The 17,186-nt window shown below is 64.2% G+C and carries 16 protein-coding genes and 1 tRNA gene; 14 read left to right on the top strand and 3 right to left on the bottom strand.

The window, feature by feature from the left end; all coding sequences use genetic code 11:
• Nucleotides 1–96 precede the first annotated feature (96 nt).
• Nucleotides 97–1,068, bottom strand: a complete 972-nt coding sequence (locus HNO79_RS02960) for a quinone oxidoreductase family protein (RefSeq protein ID WP_214164672.1) — start codon at nt 1,066–1,068, stop codon at nt 97–99.
• 33 nt (nt 1,069–1,101) lie between these two features.
• On the bottom strand, nt 1,102–1,557 hold the full coding sequence (locus HNO79_RS02955; RefSeq protein ID WP_200410296.1) for a methylated-DNA--[protein]-cysteine S-methyltransferase: 456 nt from the start codon (nt 1,555–1,557) through the stop codon (nt 1,102–1,104).
• 73 nt (nt 1,558–1,630) lie between these two features.
• Here HNO79_RS02955 and mnmE point away from each other — a divergent pair, with 73 nt between their 5' ends.
• From mnmE to HNO79_RS02890, 13 genes are all read left to right on the top strand, one after another.
• A complete protein-coding gene (gene mnmE, locus HNO79_RS02950; protein WP_042658795.1) occupies nt 1,631–2,965 on the top strand; it encodes a tRNA uridine-5-carboxymethylaminomethyl(34) synthesis GTPase MnmE in 1,335 nt (444 codons plus the stop codon).
• Nucleotides 2,966–2,978: 13 nt separating this feature from the next.
• Complete coding sequence (gene mnmG, locus HNO79_RS02945; RefSeq protein ID WP_214164671.1) at nt 2,979–4,850, top strand: tRNA uridine-5-carboxymethylaminomethyl(34) synthesis enzyme MnmG; 1,872 nt, start codon at nt 2,979–2,981, stop codon at nt 4,848–4,850.
• A gap of 8 nt (nt 4,851–4,858) precedes the next feature.
• The gene (gene rsmG, locus HNO79_RS02940) at nt 4,859–5,458 is read left to right on the top strand and encodes a 16S rRNA (guanine(527)-N(7))-methyltransferase RsmG (protein WP_214164670.1); all 600 of its coding nucleotides are present in this window, start codon (nt 4,859–4,861) and stop codon (nt 5,456–5,458) included.
• Nucleotides 5,451–6,275 (top strand): ParA family protein, encoded by an 825-nt coding sequence (locus HNO79_RS02935; protein ID WP_214164717.1) that lies wholly within the window; start codon nt 5,451–5,453, stop codon nt 6,273–6,275. The genes rsmG and HNO79_RS02935 overlap by 8 nt, the downstream gene beginning before the upstream one ends.
• Entirely contained in the window at nt 6,275–7,174 is a 900-nt protein-coding gene (locus HNO79_RS02930) for a ParB/RepB/Spo0J family partition protein (RefSeq protein WP_048856100.1), read from the top strand. The genes HNO79_RS02935 and HNO79_RS02930 overlap by 1 nt, the downstream gene beginning before the upstream one ends.
• A gap of 83 nt (nt 7,175–7,257) precedes the next feature.
• Nucleotides 7,258–7,333, top strand: a tRNA-Lys gene (locus tag HNO79_RS02925).
• A gap of 168 nt (nt 7,334–7,501) precedes the next feature.
• Nucleotides 7,502–8,242, top strand: a complete 741-nt coding sequence (locus HNO79_RS02920) for a gamma-glutamyl-gamma-aminobutyrate hydrolase family protein (RefSeq protein ID WP_214164669.1) — start codon at nt 7,502–7,504, stop codon at nt 8,240–8,242.
• The gene (locus HNO79_RS02915) at nt 8,239–9,015 is read left to right on the top strand and encodes a pseudouridine synthase (protein ID WP_214164668.1); all 777 of its coding nucleotides are present in this window, start codon (nt 8,239–8,241) and stop codon (nt 9,013–9,015) included. The genes HNO79_RS02920 and HNO79_RS02915 overlap by 4 nt, the downstream gene beginning before the upstream one ends.
• Nucleotides 9,015–9,575 carry a 16S rRNA (guanine(966)-N(2))-methyltransferase RsmD gene (gene rsmD, locus HNO79_RS02910; RefSeq protein ID WP_214164667.1) on the top strand — a complete coding sequence of 187 codons (561 nt, stop codon included), beginning with the start codon at nt 9,015–9,017 and terminating at the stop codon, nt 9,573–9,575. The genes HNO79_RS02915 and rsmD overlap by 1 nt, the downstream gene beginning before the upstream one ends.
• Before the next feature lie 167 nt (nt 9,576–9,742).
• Nucleotides 9,743–12,598: a DNA translocase FtsK gene (locus HNO79_RS02905; RefSeq protein WP_214164666.1), complete on the top strand. Its 2,856-nt coding sequence runs from the start codon at nt 9,743–9,745 to the stop codon at nt 12,596–12,598.
• Nucleotides 12,595–13,353, top strand: a complete 759-nt coding sequence (locus HNO79_RS02900) for an RluA family pseudouridine synthase (RefSeq protein WP_010513597.1) — start codon at nt 12,595–12,597, stop codon at nt 13,351–13,353. Before HNO79_RS02905 ends, HNO79_RS02900 begins: the two co-directional genes overlap by 4 nt.
• Nucleotides 13,335–15,443: a hypothetical protein gene (locus HNO79_RS02895; RefSeq protein ID WP_214164665.1), complete on the top strand. Its 2,109-nt coding sequence runs from the start codon at nt 13,335–13,337 to the stop codon at nt 15,441–15,443. Before HNO79_RS02900 ends, HNO79_RS02895 begins: the two co-directional genes overlap by 19 nt.
• 35 nt (nt 15,444–15,478) lie before the next feature.
• Complete coding sequence (locus tag HNO79_RS02890; protein ID WP_214164664.1) at nt 15,479–16,225, top strand: histidine phosphatase family protein; 747 nt, start codon at nt 15,479–15,481, stop codon at nt 16,223–16,225.
• 120 nt (nt 16,226–16,345) lie between these two features.
• Here HNO79_RS02890 and HNO79_RS17195 read toward each other — a convergent pair whose 3' ends face one another.
• The gene (locus HNO79_RS17195) at nt 16,346–16,483 is read right to left on the bottom strand and encodes a hypothetical protein (RefSeq protein WP_232275600.1); all 138 of its coding nucleotides are present in this window, start codon (nt 16,481–16,483) and stop codon (nt 16,346–16,348) included.
• A gap of 208 nt (nt 16,484–16,691) precedes the next feature.
• On the opposite strand from HNO79_RS17195, the gene HNO79_RS02880 reads away from it, so the two are divergent.
• The gene (locus HNO79_RS02880; RefSeq protein WP_082071119.1) at nt 16,692–17,165 is read left to right on the top strand and encodes a nucleoside deaminase; all 474 of its coding nucleotides are present in this window, start codon (nt 16,692–16,694) and stop codon (nt 17,163–17,165) included.
• The last annotated feature ends 21 nt before the right edge of the window (nt 17,166–17,186 follow it).

Genomic DNA, 17,186 nt, shown 5'->3' with positions numbered 1-17,186 from the left:
AAAAGTTTTTGGTGCAGCTTTTTCAAAATGCTTCAGAAGGCGCTGCTTTCTTGAAAAAAGACGGTACCCGGAAACTTCTGTTATTCCGGCTGTAATTCAGGGAATCAGGATCGTGCTGCCCGTGGTCTTGCGTGATTCAAGGGCGATCTGGGCCTCTGCCGCTTCGGTCAGGGGAAAGGACTGGCCGATACATGGTTTGATGATGCCCTGCCGCACCAGTTTGAACAGTTCACTGGCGGCATGCAGCAGCGCGGGCCGTTTGGTAATGTAGGTCGTAAGGGCCGGGCGCGTCAGGTACAGGCTGCCATGGGAAGCCAGCGTGCCGACATCAACGCCCGTCACCGCCCCCGATGCATTGCCATAGCTGACCATAAGACCGCGTGGCATCAGGCAGGACAGGCTGGTTTCAAAGGTGTCGCGGCCAATGCTGTCATACACGACCGGCAGCATGCGCCCATTTGTCAGGTCGCTGACCTGTTCCCGTATCCGGTCCATGCCAATGATGACATCCGCCGCCCCATTGGTCCGGGCCAGTTCCGCTTTTTCAACCGTTGAGACGACGCCAATGACGCGTGCGCCCAGATGGCGTGCCCACTGGCACATAAGCAGCCCCACGCCACCGGCTGCAGCATAGACCAGAATGTTCTCTCCGGGCTGGACGCGATGGACCTCGCGCAGCAGCATATGCGTGCTCAGTCCGCGCAGCATGATGGCGGCGGCAGTCTGGGACGGGATGTCATCGGGCAGGACCACGAGCCTGTCAGCCGCAATGGTACGGAACGTGGCATAGCCGCCCGGGGTCGTGACATAGGCCACGCGCATGCCGGGACGGATGTCCTCCACGCCGGGGCCGATGGCGGTGACGGTTCCGGCGCCCTCCATGCCGGGTACGGCGGGGAGGGCCGGGAATTTGTACAGGCCGGTGCGGAAATAGGTATCGATGAAGTTGACCCCGATCGCCTCCTGCCGCAGCACGACTTCGCCTGCTGCCGGGGTGGGAACGGGTAGCGTTTCGGTGCGGAGGACATCAGGCCCCCCATATTCATGAATGCGGATGACGGTATTCATGTCCTGAACGTCCTGTAGCTGGTGCAGGGGAAATTAGGCCAGGGGGCTTGCGGAAAGGGTTTCCAGATCATGCAGGAACTGCCGGTCCCGCGCACCTTCATCACCGGGATAGGTTTCGGGATCATACTGCGCACAGTCATCAAAATTGATGCGGTGGCAGGGGATCAGGATGGGAATGGGATTTTCCATGCATGCACTGATGATGGCATCGGTGGAGACACCGGCCAGACGCGCCGCATCCGTCCAGGAGACCTGCTGGCCCACGGGAATGGTCTGCATGAAACGCCATGCAGCGATCTGTTCGGGTGTGCCATATGGGTCCAGCGGCAGGGTGCACAGCGTGGCGTCACCGTCAAAATACGCATCCAGCCAGGCACGCGCTTCCAGCAGCAGGGGTGTTTCTTCCTGATCCCGACCCCAGCCCCAGTCAAGCGCCACGATTTTTCCATCCTCGACAGAGATGGTCAGGGGCGCGAGTGGCGAATGCATTGAAAGTTGTGGCATGAGTCACCTTGATCAGGACAAAGAGGTGAACGATAACGCCGTTCCCGGAACTGACAAAATGATGATGGCCACCATGGAGATGTTTGTGCAGGAAAGTGATCGTCATCCCCCCGTCATTTTCGCGCTGGCCAGCGGCCTGTCCCGTGCGGCCATAGCCGTCATGCGGCTGAGTGGTCCGGGGACGGGCAGGATTGTGGAATCCCTGTGCGGACGCCTGCCTGCGCCGCGTCGTGCGTCCCTGCGGGGGCTATGGCGGCGGGATGGGGACGCGCCCGTCCTGCTGGACCGTGCGCTGGTGCTGTGGTTTCCGGGGCCAGACAGCTATACGGGGGAAGACAGCGCGGAACTGCACCTGCATGCGGGACCGGCGGTGATCAGTGCCGTGGCCGACACGCTGGTGGCTATGGGCGCCCGCCCGGCGGAGCCGGGAGAGTTCAGCCGTCGTGCTTTTACCCACGGCCGACTTGACCTCATGCAGGCGGAAGGCATTGCCGACCTGATCGATGCGGAAACCGAAGCCCAGCGGCGACAGGCACTGGCGCAGGTCGATGGGGCGCAGAGCCGACTGTACCAGGAATGGGCCGACAGGCTGCGCGTGCTGCTGGCGCATCAGGAAGCCCTGATCGACTTCCCTGATGAAGAACTGCCGCCTGAAGTCGAGCAGGAACTGGTGAATGGCCTGCAGGCGCTGCACGCGACCATGCAGGATTACCTGGCTACGGGCGAGGGTGCCGCGCGCCTGCGGCGTGGATTGGTCTTCGCCATTGTGGGGGAACCGAATGTTGGCAAGTCCAGCCTGCTGAATGCCCTGGCGGGGCGCGATGCTGCCATTGTGTCCACACGGGCTGGCACGACGCGCGATGCGATTGAAATCCGTGTCGTCATGGGGGACGTGCCGGTTACGCTGGTCGATACGGCGGGCCTGCGTGAAACCGATGATGAGATTGAAGCCGAAGGCGTGCGACGATCATTGTTTCACGTGAAACAGGCGGATTGCGTGGTGCATGTGTTTACAGATGGTCCGCCAGCAGAGCGGCTGGATGGGGACGGGGTGCTGGTATGCAACAAGACGGACCTGTCTCCCGCACCGGATGGCGTAATAGGGATCAGTGTTCTCACCGGTGCGGGCATGGATGTGCTAAGGAGCGTTCTGGCTGACCGGGCACGTGCCCTGACGGCCGGTCGGGCCAGCGCGCCCTTCACCCGGGCACGCCATCGCGCCGCGATAGAGGAGACGGTCCATCACCTCGGTCGGGCACGGATGATGGCATGGCCGGAAATGCGGGGGGAAGAGATGCGGCTGGCAATGCGCGCGCTCGGGCGCCTGACGGGGGCCGTGGATGTCGAGGCCTTGCTGGATACCGTGTTTGGCCAGTTCTGCATTGGCAAGTAGGAGAGACGCCGGGATGAATCGCGAATATGATGTGATTGTCGTGGGCGGCGGCCATGCGGGATGCGAAGCCGCTGCAGCCGCTGCGCGTATGGGCGCGCGGACGATGCTGCTGACACACCGTCGCGAGACGATTGGCATCATGTCCTGCAACCCGGCCATTGGCGGGATTGGCAAGGGACACCTTGTGCGTGAAATCGATGCGCTGGATGGGTTGATGGCGCGCGCGGCGGATCGGGCCGGGATCCATTTCAAACTGCTGAACCGCTCCAAGGGGCCTGCGGTGCATGGACCACGGGCGCAGGCTGACCGTTCGCTCTATCGTCAGGCGATTCAGGACCTGCTGGCGCAGACCGAAGGGCTGGATATTGTCGAAGGAGCGGCCGGTGACCTGCAGCTTGATGGGCAGGGGCGGATTGATGGCGTGATCTGTGAGGACGGTCGCACCTTCGCCTGCGGGGCTGTGGTGCTGGCCACTGGTACATTCCTGCGCGGGACGATCCATGTCGGACATGACAGCGAGCCTGCCGGGCGGGTAGGGGACCAGCCCGCAAATGCGCTGGGCGAACGTCTGGCCGCACTGGGGTTGCGCATGGGGCGTCTCAAGACCGGAACACCGGCCCGCATTGCACGGGACAGCATCGACTGGGACGCCCTGGCGGAAGACAGGGGCGATGCCGTGCCCGAGCCGTTCAGCCGCATGACGGACGCCATCACGAACCCCATGGTGTCGTGCCGCATTACGGCCACCACGCCGCGCACGCATGATATCATACGCGAGAACCTGCAGCTTTCTGCCCTGTATGGTGGGGCAATATCAGGGCGGGGACCGCGGTACTGCCCTTCGATCGAAGACAAGGTCGTGCGGTTCGCGCAGCGGGAGTCCCATCAGATATTCCTTGAACCCGAAGGTCTGCCCGGCAGCACGGATGGAGAGCTGGTGTATCCCAATGGCATCTCCACCAGCCTGCCTGAACATGTGCAGGTAGAGATGCTGCGCAGCATACCTGGATTGGAAAACTGCCGGATTGTCAGGCCGGGCTATGCAGTGGAATATGATTACGTGGACCCGCGCGAACTGGCACCCACGCTGGAACTGAAAAACATGCCGGGCCTGTTCCTGGCCGGCCAGATCAATGGCACGACCGGGTATGAGGAAGCGGGCGCGCAGGGGCTGGTTGCAGGCGTCAATGCCGCCCGGCATGCGGCAGGGCAACCCGGTGTCACCCTTGATCGCGGGGATGCCTATATCGGCGTCATGATCGATGACCTGACCACGCAGGGCGTGTCCGAACCCTATCGCATGTTTACGTCCCGCGCCGAATATCGCCTGACCCTGCGGGCGGATAATGCCGACCTGCGGCTGACGCCGCGTGGTCTGGAATGGGGGTGTGTCGGGGCTGCGCGTGCGCAGCGCTACCGTGGGGACTGTGCCGCGATTGAGGCTGCGACCGCTCGCGCGCGTAACGAAACCTATACGCCCGATATCCTGCGCAGGGCAGGGGTGAATGTCTCGGCTGACGGGCGCGCGCGCTCCCTGCTGGATGTGCTGGCCACGGACGCATCGCCTGAAACGGTTGCCCGGGTGGCGCCATGGTTTGCCGACCTGCCATCCCGCGTAGCCCAGCACCTGGCGACCGAAGCCCGGTACAGCGGCTATATTTCCCGACAGGACCGTGAAATCCGGCAGCTTGCCACGGAAGGGCGCATGGCGCTGCCTCCAGACCTGGACTATGCGCGGGTGGGAGGACTGAGCACGGAAATGCAGGAGCGTCTGGCACGGGTTCGTCCCATGACATTTGCCGCGGCACAGCGTATCCCGGGCATTACGCCATCGGCCCTGGTTGCCCTGCTGGCGCATGTGCGGCAAAGGCAGGTTGCGGTATGAGGCCCGTCATGCCCGATGTTTCACGTGAAACACGCGACAGGCTGGACCGCTATGCCGATATCCTGCTGCGCTGGAACCAGCGGATCAATCTTGTATCCCCGCATGACCTGCCGCATTTATGGTCGCGCCATATTGCTGATAGTCTGCAACTGGCGCAGATGATTCCGTGTGGTCCCATTGATCTGGTGGATATGGGGTCTGGTGGCGGGTTCCCCGGTCTGGTGATCGCCTGCGCCACGGATGCGCGGGTCACGCTGATTGAATCGGATCAGCGCAAGGCCGCTTTCTTGCGCGAAGCTGCACGGACCGCAGGCGTGCAGGTGCGCGTGTGCGCGCAGCGGCTGGAGACAGCGGATGTACCGCCTGCGCAGGTGGTGACGGCCCGCGCGCTGGCTCCCCTGCCGCGCCTGCTGGAATGGGGAACGCGTTTTCTGCGCCCAGATGGCTTCTGCCTGTTTCTGAAAGGACGGAATGCGGAAGAAGAATTGATGACGGCCAGCACCGACTGGCACATGGCGACAACCCGGATTCCAAGCCGTACAAATACGGATGGTGTGATTCTAAAATTGAGCGATATCAGGCGTGTCACAGACCACAACAATGAATGATACGGAAAACGGCTCTGCCGCTTCCCCCCGCATTATTGCGCTGGCCAACCAGAAGGGCGGTGTGGGCAAGACAACCACGGCCATCAATCTGGCGGCGGCTCTGGCGACATCGGGGCTGAAGGTCCTGCTTGTCGATATGGACCCGCAGGGCAATGCCTCGACCGGTCTGGGCGTGGGGTATGATGCCCGGCGCAGCGGTACCTACGCCATGCTGGAAGATGGCGCGCGGGCAGCCACGGTGGTGCAGCCCAGCGCCGTGCCTGGCCTGTCGCTGATCGCGGCGGATACGGAACTGGCGGGCGCGGAACTGGAACTGGTCATGGCGGACCGGCGGGAATACCGGCTGCATGATGCGCTGGCGCAGATCGGGGCGGATTACGATACCATCCTGATTGATTGTCCGCCCAGCCTCGGCCTGCTGACCCTCAATGCCCTTGTGGCGGCGCAGTCCGTGATCGTGCCGCTGCAGTGTGAGTTCTTTGCGCTGGAAGGGATCAGCCAGCTGGTCCGTACCGTCAACAGCGTGCGCCAGTCGCTCAATCCGGCGCTGAAGCTCGATGGTATTGTGCTGACCATGTATGACCGGCGGAACAACCTGTCGGAACTGGTGGCGGATGATGCCCGCAGCTTCTTCGGTGACCGGGTGATGGAAACTCTCATTCCCCGCAATATCCGGATTTCGGAAGCGCAGAGCCATGGGCAGTCGGTGATGAATTACGATCACCGTTCATCTGGCAGCCTGGCCTATCAGGCCCTCGCCAGTGAAGTGGTGGACCGTCTGGGGCTGCACGCAGCACGAAAAGGGAAGGCAAGCTGATGAAAACCAAGAAGGATGCCGGTCGTCCCCGTCTCGGTCGCGGGCTGGCTGCCCTGTTGGGTGAGCAGGTCAACATGCTGCCCGCCGCCCCGGCGGTAGAGGCCCGCAAGGCGCCGGAAGCCATTTCCAGCCTGCCGGTTGACGTCATGGAGCCCAGCCCCTTCCAGCCACGCCAGCAGATGGAGCCCGGTGCGCTGGATGAACTGGCCAGTTCCATCCGCGTACGCGGAATCCTGCAACCCATCCTTGTCCGTCCTCATCCGGGGCGGAAAGGGGTTTACCAGATCATTGCGGGCGAACGCCGCTGGCGCGCGGCCCAGATCGCGGGCCTGCATGACGTGCCCGTTCATATCCGTCCGCTTGATGACGGGGACGCCATGGCGGCGGCACTGGTGGAAAATCTCCAGCGTGCCGACCTTAATGCCATTGAGGAAGCCGAGGGCCTGCAGCGCCTGCTGGATGACTATGACCTGACGCAGGATGAACTGGCTAGCGCCATAGGCAAGTCCCGCCCACATGTCGCCAATATGGTGCGTCTGTTGCAGCTACCGCCGCCTGTGCGTGACGCGGTGCGTCATCGCGGCCTGTCCGCCGGGCATGCCCGCGCCCTGCTGGCGCATGCCGATCCGGTTGCGGCGCTGAAAACCGTGCTGGCGCAGGGGCTTAATGTCCGGCAGACGGAAGCGTTGGCCAAACAGCAGGAGCGCAAGGCGGCGAGTGCACGCGACAGGGCGGATAAAACGGCCCGCAATCCTGAAATCGCTGCACTGGAACGCGATCTTGCGGCCAGGCTGGGGCTGAAGGTACAGATATCCTTTGACGGAAAAGGGGGCAGCATCCGCATTGATTACCGGTCGCTGGAGCAGTTTGATGGCGTGCTGCGGCTGCTGCAGCGGTAGGAATTTCAAAAAAATAAAAAATTCCCCTTGCCAGACAATGGGCTGACTGCTAGAAGCCCTCTCACCCAAGCGGGTAACCCTGTGGGCGCATAGCTCAGTTGGTAGAGCAGCTGACTCTTAATCAGCGGGTCCAAGGTTCGAGCCCTTGTGCGCCCACCATAGGGTTTAACAGGTTTACGAAAATCCCCATCATGGCATGCCCGGTGGGGATTTTTTGTATTCTGTTCCGTGGGGGGCTCCAGCATTTCGACTCTGTCAGGCAATCAGGGAAGGGAACAGCGTGGCATCTCCATTCCTTTTGGCTGGATATTCCGTTAGGCAGGCGGGATGAAACCCCATTTCCCCCTGATCGGGGTCACTCTGGACAGCGAACCACCCGCAACGGATGACCGGGACGGTTATTCCCGATTCCCGTGGTACGCGATCCGGCAGAATTACATGGATATGATTGCTGCGTGCGGTGGGCTGCCGGTTGCCCTGGGTCATGATGCGCAGCAGGCGGCAGCCATGGTCGCGCGGCTGGATGGTCTGGTGGTCACGGGGGGCGCGTTTGACGTGCCGCCCGATCTGTACGGTGCATCGGACCAGCATGCCAGCGTGCAGACCAAGCCACGGCGAACGGTAGCAGAAACGGCCCTTGTCCGTGCCGCCATGGCGCGTGGGCTGCCCGTTCTGGGTATATGTGGCGGCATGCAGCTTCTGGCTGTGGTGCTGGGGGGAAAGCTGGTGCAGCATATTCCCGACACCTATCCCACGGCCCTTGCGCATGAACAGCCCAATCCGCGTGATGAGGCCGGGCATACGGTGGATGTGATCGCAGGCACGCATCTGGCGCGCCTGGTGGGGGGCGGGCGGCTGGCGGTGAATTCGTCCCATCATCAGGCGGTAGCGGATGCAGGGCGTGCGGTGATCTGTGCTACAGCGCCTGATGGGGTTGTCGAGGCCATTGAACTGCCTGGCCATCCATTTTGCATCGGGGTGCAGTGGCATCCGGAATTTGGCATATCGGCAGGGGACCGTCTCCTGTTCGAAGGGTTGATCGACGCTGCGAGGCAGATACGAACATGACACAGGACAATTCCCCATCCAACGCACCGGAACGGGGCGACCGTATCGCCAAATGGCTGGCCCGTTCGGGCGTGGCCAGCCGCCGCGATGCCGAACGCATGATTGCCGAAGGACGGATCAGGCTGAACAGCGCGGTCGTCACCCACCCGGCCACGTTCGTGGATACGGGCGATATCGTTCAGGTGGACAACACCGTGGTCAGCGCGCCTGACCGCACGCGGTTGTGGCGCTATCACAAGCCCGATGGCCTGGTGACAACCCATCGCGATCCCGAAGGGCGTTCGACCGTGTTCGAGTCCCTGCCACCGGGCATGCCACGCGTCATAAGCGTGGGGCGGCTGGACCTGAACAGTGAGGGACTGCTGCTGCTGACCAATGATGGCGAACTGGCCCGCAGGCTGGAACTGCCCAGCAATGGCTGGATACGCCGGTACCGCGTGCGTGTGTTCGGGGTGGTGGACGAACGGATGCTGGCCTCCCTTGCCCATGGCAGTGAATTCGAGGGCGTGCGCTATGGCCCGATCGAGGCACATCTGGATTCGGTAAAGGGAGACAATGCGTGGCTGACCGTGTCCTTGCGTGAGGGCAAGAATCGCGAGGTCCGCAAGGTCATGCGGGGACTGAACCTGCATGTCAGCCGCCTGATCCGCACGTCTTATGGTCCTTTCCAGCTTGGCACCCTCAAGCGCGGCGAACTGGAAGAAGTCACTGGCAAGGTCATTCGTGAACAGGTGCCCCGGCTTCCGTCCGCCACGTCACAGCGCAGGGCGTAATGCGGATCATTGCGGGTGACTGTCGTGGGCGTACCCTGCGCGCGCCGCCGGGACAGACCACACGCCCCACGGCGGACCGTGTGCGGCAGGCGCTGTTTGACACGCTGGCCCATGCGCCATGGGCGGGGGTGGACACCATGCGTGGCGCGCGTGTCATGGATGGATTCGCGGGCACGGGTGCGCTGGGGCTGGAAGCCCTGTCCCGTGGGGCAGCCAGCGCCGTGTTCGTGGAACGCGATCGTGCCGCCCTGCGGACCCTGCGTGAAAATGTCGCGACCTGTGGCATGGGGGATCGCGCCATAATCCGCGCACAGGACATGCTGCGCCTGTCACCACGTGGGGCGGCAGCGCCGGTGGACATGGTTTTCCTTGACCCACCCTATAACCAGGACCTGCCTGCACGGGCGCTGGCGGTGCTGGGCCGTGGGGGCTGGCTGCACCCTGCAACGCTGGTGGTGGTGGAAACGGCTGCGGCGGAACCCGCGCCTGTGCCTGCCGACCGGCTGCTGCTGGAACGCAGGCATGGGGCCGCATGCCTGTATGCGTGGCGGCATGATTGATTGCCGTATTTTCGCCAGCGGCCTTCTGTCTATGGGGCGGACGGGGTTATAGTTGGATCGTTTGACGGAAATGACAGGCATGGAGTGTAGTGTACTGGCTGTTTCCCTTGTGCGTTTGGTCCCTGCTGGCACCCCCATGCCGGGACTTATGATCAGGATATGGATTTTTGGCGATTTTCAGCCGTTTTGTCCCTGACTCGCTGTCCTCCGGCCCGGTACGGTCGCGTCTGCGCGACCGGTTGACCGAAGCGGGGGGGCTGGGGTTGTGGAGTCTGGCGCTGTGTTTCGCCATTGCGTTGTGGAGTTATGATCCACGCGATCCATCAGCCAATACGTCCAGCGCCCAGCCCCCGGCCAACCTGCTTGGGCGGCCGGGCGCGTATATTGCCGATTTCATGCTCCAGAATTTCGGGATTGTGGACGTACTGGCCATTTTCTGCCTGCTGGCGTGGGGATGGCGGCTGATCCGGCACCACGGGCTGACATCGGCGCTGCTGCGTTTCATCGCGCTGGTCTGCGGGCTGCCGGTCATCGCGGCTGACATCGCTGCCGTGCCGTTGCTGCTGCCCGCGCTTCATGCCCCGTTGTGGCCCACGCAGGCGGGACCGGGCGGGGCTGTCGGCCTGTCGGTGGCGCATATGTCCATTCAGGCGGCCACCGTGTTCGTGGGGCGAGGGGGGCCGCTTGTCGTCTGGCTGCTGGGGCTGGTGCTCGGCGGGCTGCTGCTGCTGCTGGCCCTTGCGCTGTCCCTGTCCGAATGGCGGGGCATTGGCCGGGGGATCCGGGTTCTGCTGCGCCAGCCCATGGTGCTGGCCATCTGGTTGCGGCGCGTAACGGGGGACAGGGCGCAGGCGCGGGATATGCCGAATACGGTCCCATATCCCGACATGTCGCAGCGGGTCAGACCCACGGCGTCCCCGGCTTCCGGCGTAAGGCATGACACGGCTGAGGCCTCGCCTTTCCAGACACCGCTTGCGGATACGGGCAGTCGCGTGATGCAGGCGGACCCGGACGTGTCCACGGGACAGCCCTCCATGCCCGGCACGGGCATCATGCCGGTAACCGATCCCAAGACGGCTGTAGCTGCCGTGCCTAAGTCCATGCCCGCACCGGTCAAAAAACCGGAAACGGTCGTTCGTCCCGCAGCGCTGGGCAGCCGCAAGGCGGACGGGGGCAAACCCGCGCAGGTTTCGCTGCAGACCAGTTGGATGCACCCGCCGGGCATGGACGAGGAAATTACCCAGCCCCTGCTTACGGGCGGGTCCACGCCGGCATCGGACCGGCTGCCATGGCATGAGGAGACTGAGGGGCAGGAGGCGGCACCCATCATTCCGTCGCTCCCCGATGACCTGCCGGCTGCTGCCAAGGAGCCTGCGCGCCCGAACCTGCTGTCGCGCTTTTTTTCGGGTACAAATCGTGCAGCGGAAGAACCGGCGACGGGCGGCCCGGATTATGCCCCCGCAACGCCCGTGGCCCCGACGGAAGACGCCTATACGCCTCCGCCGCAGCCGGAATGGCAGTTTCCGCCGCTGTCGCTGCTCAAGCCCCCACCATCTGCTGAAGCGACCAAGCCGACCGAGGAACTGCTGCACGCCAATGCCACGCAGCTTGTCACCGTGCTGTCGGAATATGGGGTGCAGGGTGAAATCGTCGCCTATCATGCGGGCCCGGTGGTCACGCTGTATGAACTCCAGCCTGCTCCCGGCATCCGTGCCGCGCGCGTGATTGGTCTGGCGGATGACGTGGCGCGTTCCCTGTCGGTGCTCAGCGTGCGTATCGCCACCGTGCCGGGCCGTAACGTGATCGGGATCGAGGTGCCCAATACACGGCGTGAGACGGTCTATTTCTCCGAACTGCTCATGGATCCGCAATGGGCGCATTCGCGTGCGCGCCTGAACCTGGCGCTGGGCAAGGATATTGCGGGCGAGTCCGTTTACAGCGACCTTGCCGCCATGCCGCACCTGCTGATCGCGGGCACCACCGGGTCGGGCAAGTCGGTGGGTGTGAATTCCATGATCCTGTCGCTGCTGTACCGTCTTTCGCCCGAACAGTGCCGCCTGATCCTGATCGATCCCAAGATCCTCGAACTTTCGATCTATGAGGGGATACCCCACCTCATGACGCCAGTGGTCACGGAACCGGCCAAGGCGGTTGCGGCGCTCAAATGGGCCGTGCGCGAAATGGATCGCCGGTATCGGGCCATGGCGCACCTGCAGGTGCGTAACATCGCAAGCTACAACGAACGCGTGGCCGAAGCGCGGGCGCGTGGTGAGATCGTGACCCGGCGCGTACAGACCGGTTATGACCCCGAAACCGGCAAGCCTACGTTTGAAGAACAGCAGCTTGCCCTCGATTCCCTGCCATATCTCGTGATCGTGGTGGACGAGATGGCCGACCTCATGATCGTGGCGGGCAAGGAAATCGAGGCCCTGCTGCAGCGTCTGGCGCAGAAGGCGCGTGCTGCGGGCATCCACCTGATCCTTGCCACCCAGCGCCCGTCGGTGGATGTGATTACCGGCACCATCAAGGCGAACTTTCCGACGCGTATTTCCTTTCAGGTCATAAGCAAGTTCGACAGCCGCACCATCCTGGGCGAGCAGGGGGCCGAACAGCTACTGGGGCGGGGTGACATGCTGTTCATGCAGGCCGGTGGCCGGATCACGCGCGTGCATGGCCCGTTCGTGGATGACAATGAAGTGGAGGCCGTCGTCGCCTTCCTGCGCACGCAGGGTGAGCCGATTTATGATGATGACGTCATTTCCCCGCAGGAAGAGGACAGTTCCGGCAAACCCTTCGCCGCACCTGCCGGCGGGGGAGAGGAAGATGGCCTGTTCGCGCAGGCGGTCGAGGTCGTGGCACGCGAAGGCAAGGCGTCCACATCCTTCATCCAGCGCCATCTGTCGATCGGCTATAATCGTGCCGCCAAGATCATCGAACAGATGGAAAAGGAAGGGCTGGTCAGCGAGGCCAATCATGTCGGTCGCCGCGAAGTCCTGATGCGCCGCCCGACGGAAGACGAATGAAACCCCACGCCATGTCCCGTGCGGTGGAACAGCCCTCCGCCACCCTGCCGTTTACGGTCCTGTACCGTGACAACCGGCTGGTCGTGCTGGACAAGCCGCCCGGCCTGCCGGTCCATCCGGGCAGGGGTGGGGGGCAAAGCGTCGAGGACTGGTTTCCTGCCCTGTCGCGGCATCGCAATGGCCCGTGGCTGGCCCACCGGCTGGACCGGGATACATCGGGCTGTCTTGTGGTTGCCCTGCGCAAGCAGGCGCTGGTGGCGGTGCAGGCGTGTCTGGCTGCAGGGAAAGCGCGCAAGACCTACTGGGCCATCGTGCAGGGCGCGCCCGATGCGGCGCAGGGGGTGATCGATGTCCCGCTTGCGCGGGTGGAACACGACAGGCAGTGGCGGATGCAGCCCGTGAAAACCGGCGGTCAGCCCGCCCGGACGCGCTGGCGCGTGCTGGGAACGGGGCATGACGGCGCGGGTCAGCCCATAAGCTGGCTGGAACTGGTACTGGAAACCGGGCGGACCCATCAGGCGCGTGCGCATTGCGCTGCGATCGGGTGTCCCATACGCGGGGATACGCGCTATGGCGCCCGGGACGCGGGGACGCTACACCTTATGAGCCGGAGCATCCATTTACCCCTGGATGTGCCCGTGCACGCCACGGCCATGCCACCGGAGCATATGCGCCGTATCATGGAACAGGCTGGCTGGACCGCGCCGCCTGACAATGTGGAAAAGGAAGCAGCACGGTGTTCGCCCACACATTGACGCAGGAACTGCTGCGCGTTCTGGAACGGCCGGATCTGCGCGTGATTGCGGGCGAGCGGCAGATCGCGCTGGACCCGGCGCTGGACCTGCCATTCCGTGTCCAGCCCACGGGCGCCATCGTGCTGGGGCTGCCAGCGCAGGGACAGCAGGAGGAAACGGCCTTTTTCCTGCGCCATGCACTGGAACTTGCCCCCCTGCTGGAAATCGTGCCGCACAGGGCGCTGTGCGCCGCTTTCTGTGCCGCGCGCACGGCGGCCCTGTTCTGGTACCTTGATACCGGGCGGTCGGATGCAGATGCGCCCGCGACATGGGTACCACAGATGGCGCAGGCACAGGTACCCCCGCCATCTGCCCTGCGGCAGATATGGCAGGTCCTTGCCCCGCTTCAGCCTGATGTGCCGCGACACGTCGGCACCGACCGGTTTGCCGCGCTGCATGACGCGTTACGTGGCCTGTGGCCCATACTGGGACCGACCGAGAACCTGATGGCCACGGGCGGCGATGCCCGCCTGGCCGTGGACCCGGCAACGGGTCTGAACCATTACGGCTGTTCGCACCGGCCCCGGCCATGGGCCATTACCTTTGCTTCCTCCACGGCGTCATCGCTGTCCGAGCGGGGGTTCGCGGGGGCGGAGACAGCGCGACTGTCCCTGCTGGCCGGTGCACTGCATGGGCGCGGGGAAGAGGCGGCCTGCGCGCTGGATACGGACATACAGGCCGATATCGCAGCGCATTTCGGCCTCGAGGCGGGGGAAGGGGTCGTGCTGGCCCCCTCCGGCACGGATTGCGAACTGTATGCGCTGGCCCTTGCATCCCTTGCACCGGGCGGGCGCCCCCTCAGCAATATCGTGCTTGCGCCCGAGGAAACCGGCAGCGGCGTGCCGCTGGCCGCCATGGGGTGCCATTTCGCCAATGATACCGCCCTTGGCCACGGTGTGACGCGGGGGGCGCCGATTGCGGGATTCCCCATCGATACGCTGGTGGTGAACGTGCCGATGCGCGATGCGGAGGGACATGTCCGCCCGGTCGCGGACGTGGATGCCGAAACCTGCCGCCTTACCCATGAAATGCGTGCTGCGGGGCGGCATGTGCTGCTGCACCGGCTCGACCTGTCCAAGACCGGGCTGCTGGCGCCGGGGCTTCCGGCGCTGGAACAGGCCTGTGCACCAATGGACGGGATGGGGGATGGCCCGGACGTGGTGGTGGATGCCTGTCAGGCCCGGCTGGACCCGATGCGGGTCCGCGACTATCTGGACAGGGGCTGGATGGTCATGGTCACGGGGTCCAAGTTCTTTACCGGGCCGCCGTTCTGCGGGGCCCTGCTCCTGCCCGTGGGTGTGCGCCGCAGGCTGGATGGTCCCCGTCCCTTGCCCGTGGGGCTGGAGGATTACAGCTATCGGCATGCCTGGCCGCGGGGCGGGGCGGTGGCCGGTCTGCCTGCGGGGCATAACATCGGGCTGATCCTGCGCTGGTGCGCGGCACTGGCAGAAATGGCCGCGTTCAGCCGTATTCCCCGTGCGACGGTCCATGACCGGCTACGCGGTTTCCTGTCTGCGGTTTCGGCCCGCATCATGGCGGAACCCGCTCTGGAACTCCTGCCGCCTGTCCGGCTAGAACGCGTGCCGATGGAAGGGGCGTGGGACACCCTGCCGACCATCATGTGTTTTTTCGTGCGTGCGCCCGACTGTGACGGGGAAGGCTTCCGTCCGCTGGCGCTGCCGGATGCGCGGCGGCTTTATGCGTGGCTCAACACCGACCTGTCGGGCCTTATCCCGCCCGATGATCCCGACGTGGCCCTTGCTTGCCTGCTGTGTCATGTGGGCCAGCCTGTGCCGCTGGCGCATCCCGGCCTGCCCGGTATGGTCGCGGGGGCATTGCGTATTTCCGCAGGTGCCCGGCTTGTGGCGGGTGAGCCGTCGCATGAAGGCATGGATCCGACCGAACGCCTGCGCCGTGAAGTGCGTAACGTGGGACGGATCGTGGACAAGATCAATCTGATCCTGCGGCACTGGTCGCGGCTGAGCATGGCCGCGCCGGTACAGACCTATCTGCCTCATGGCTGGCAGGCGCGCGCCATCCTGCCAGCCTGAGTTTTCACGACTTTCCCGTTCAATGGATGTCCAGCGTGACCATACAGAAAAACCACAGCAATTTTCTTGATACCCCCCAGTTGCAGAGGGGGGTGACCCGATTCTGGCTGATCCGCCACGCACTGGTGGAACAGAACGCCCGCATGCGGCTGTATGGCGCGATGGACGTGCCCCTGTGCCCCGACAGCCTTGTGGCCCAGCGTTGGATGTATGAAGCACTGGCCCGTCGCCTGCCGCATCCGGCATTGTGGTTCACCTCGCCACTGTCACGCACGCAGCAGACGGCGCGCGCCATCCAGCAGGCGGGCTATGGCCCGCATGAATGGCAGGTTGAGCCGGACCTGACTGAACAGTCCATGGGGGAATGGCACGGCATCACCCACGATACCCTGCCCGAAAGGCTGAGCCTGCCCGCGCACCCGTTCTGGTCCGTCAGTGCCACCGAACTGCCGCCGGAGGGGGAAAGCATGGTGCAGGTCTGTGCCCGGGTTGGCGCGTGCCTGGACCGTCTGGCGGCGGAACATGCGGGGCAGGACATGGTCGTGGTCAGCCATGGCGGGGCCATTCGCGCCGCCCTGGCGCATGCCCTGCGTATCCATGCGGAAACGGCGTTGCATTTTTCCGTGCAGAACCTGGCGCTGAGCGTGATCGAGCGCTTGCCGGAGGGGTGGCGGATCGTCACGGTCAACGAATTGCCCATGCCGCTGCCCACATCTGCGGAGGACGGGTATGAAGAGACGACCGTGAACTCGCCCGCCATCGCGGCAACCGGTCGGGCGTAAGGCGCGCGCAGATCCCTGCGGCCAGCCCGGAAGGTGACCATGGCATGGTCATGCGCGGCCCGGCGGGGAAATGAAGGACGGCCCATGCCGGGGTGTGGTCTGGCATGGGCCGTGGAACTGTCAGCGTTGGTCCGTGCGCAGCATGCAGGTCAGGACGCAGGGTTCGCCTGCCTGCGTGGTCCTGTGGCGCAGATCGTCCGAGGCGGCCATCCCCGCTACAATGGCAGCGGTGGCAAGAACAAGCGTGAGCGTATGCATCACCTTACTCCCATAAAGGTCACCCATGCCCCGGGTGGTTGCATGACCCGGGATGGGATGGGCCAGTTGCGGTCTGCCAGAAGGACAGTAGGGGGAATCCGCCCCTACTGCCACCTATGTGAAACGATATTGTCAGGTGGGAGTTGTGCCGATCCACAAAAAAATGGACGACGGCGGACATATCGGGACTGAAGGGGACCGCGACCGGATGCGCATGACACGTTCACGTCCCCTGCCGGGGCATTTCATGGATATCGCGATGGAGGAAGCCCGTGCCGCGGCCCGGCGTGGGGAGGTTCCGGTGGGTGCCGCCCTGTCGGGGCCGGACGGGCTGCTGCTGGCGCGCGCGGGCAACCGGGTGGAAGAATGGGGCGATCCCTCCGCTCATGCGGAAATGCAGGTCATGCGGACGGCAAGTGTGCAGCGCGGGGGGCTGCGTCTTGCTGACTGCACGATGTATGTCACGCTTGAACCATGCCCGATGTGCGCCGCCGCGGCCACGCATTTCCGGGTCGGCCGGATCGTGTTCGGGGCCTATGACCCGAAAGGGGGCGGGGTTGAACATGGCCCACGCCTGTTTGCACAGCCACGCTGCCTGCATCGCCCCGAAATCGTGGGTGGCGTGCGCGAGCGCGAGGCGGGACGGCTGCTGCGGGAGTTTTTCCAGCGGCTGCGCGCCTAACCTATTTGTCATGCAACGGTA

It is taken from the genome of Komagataeibacter oboediens (genome assembly GCF_018491655.1).
Lineage (GTDB): Bacteria > Pseudomonadota > Alphaproteobacteria > Acetobacterales > Acetobacteraceae > Komagataeibacter > Komagataeibacter oboediens.
This window is presented reverse-complemented; position numbering and strand designations above follow the sequence as displayed.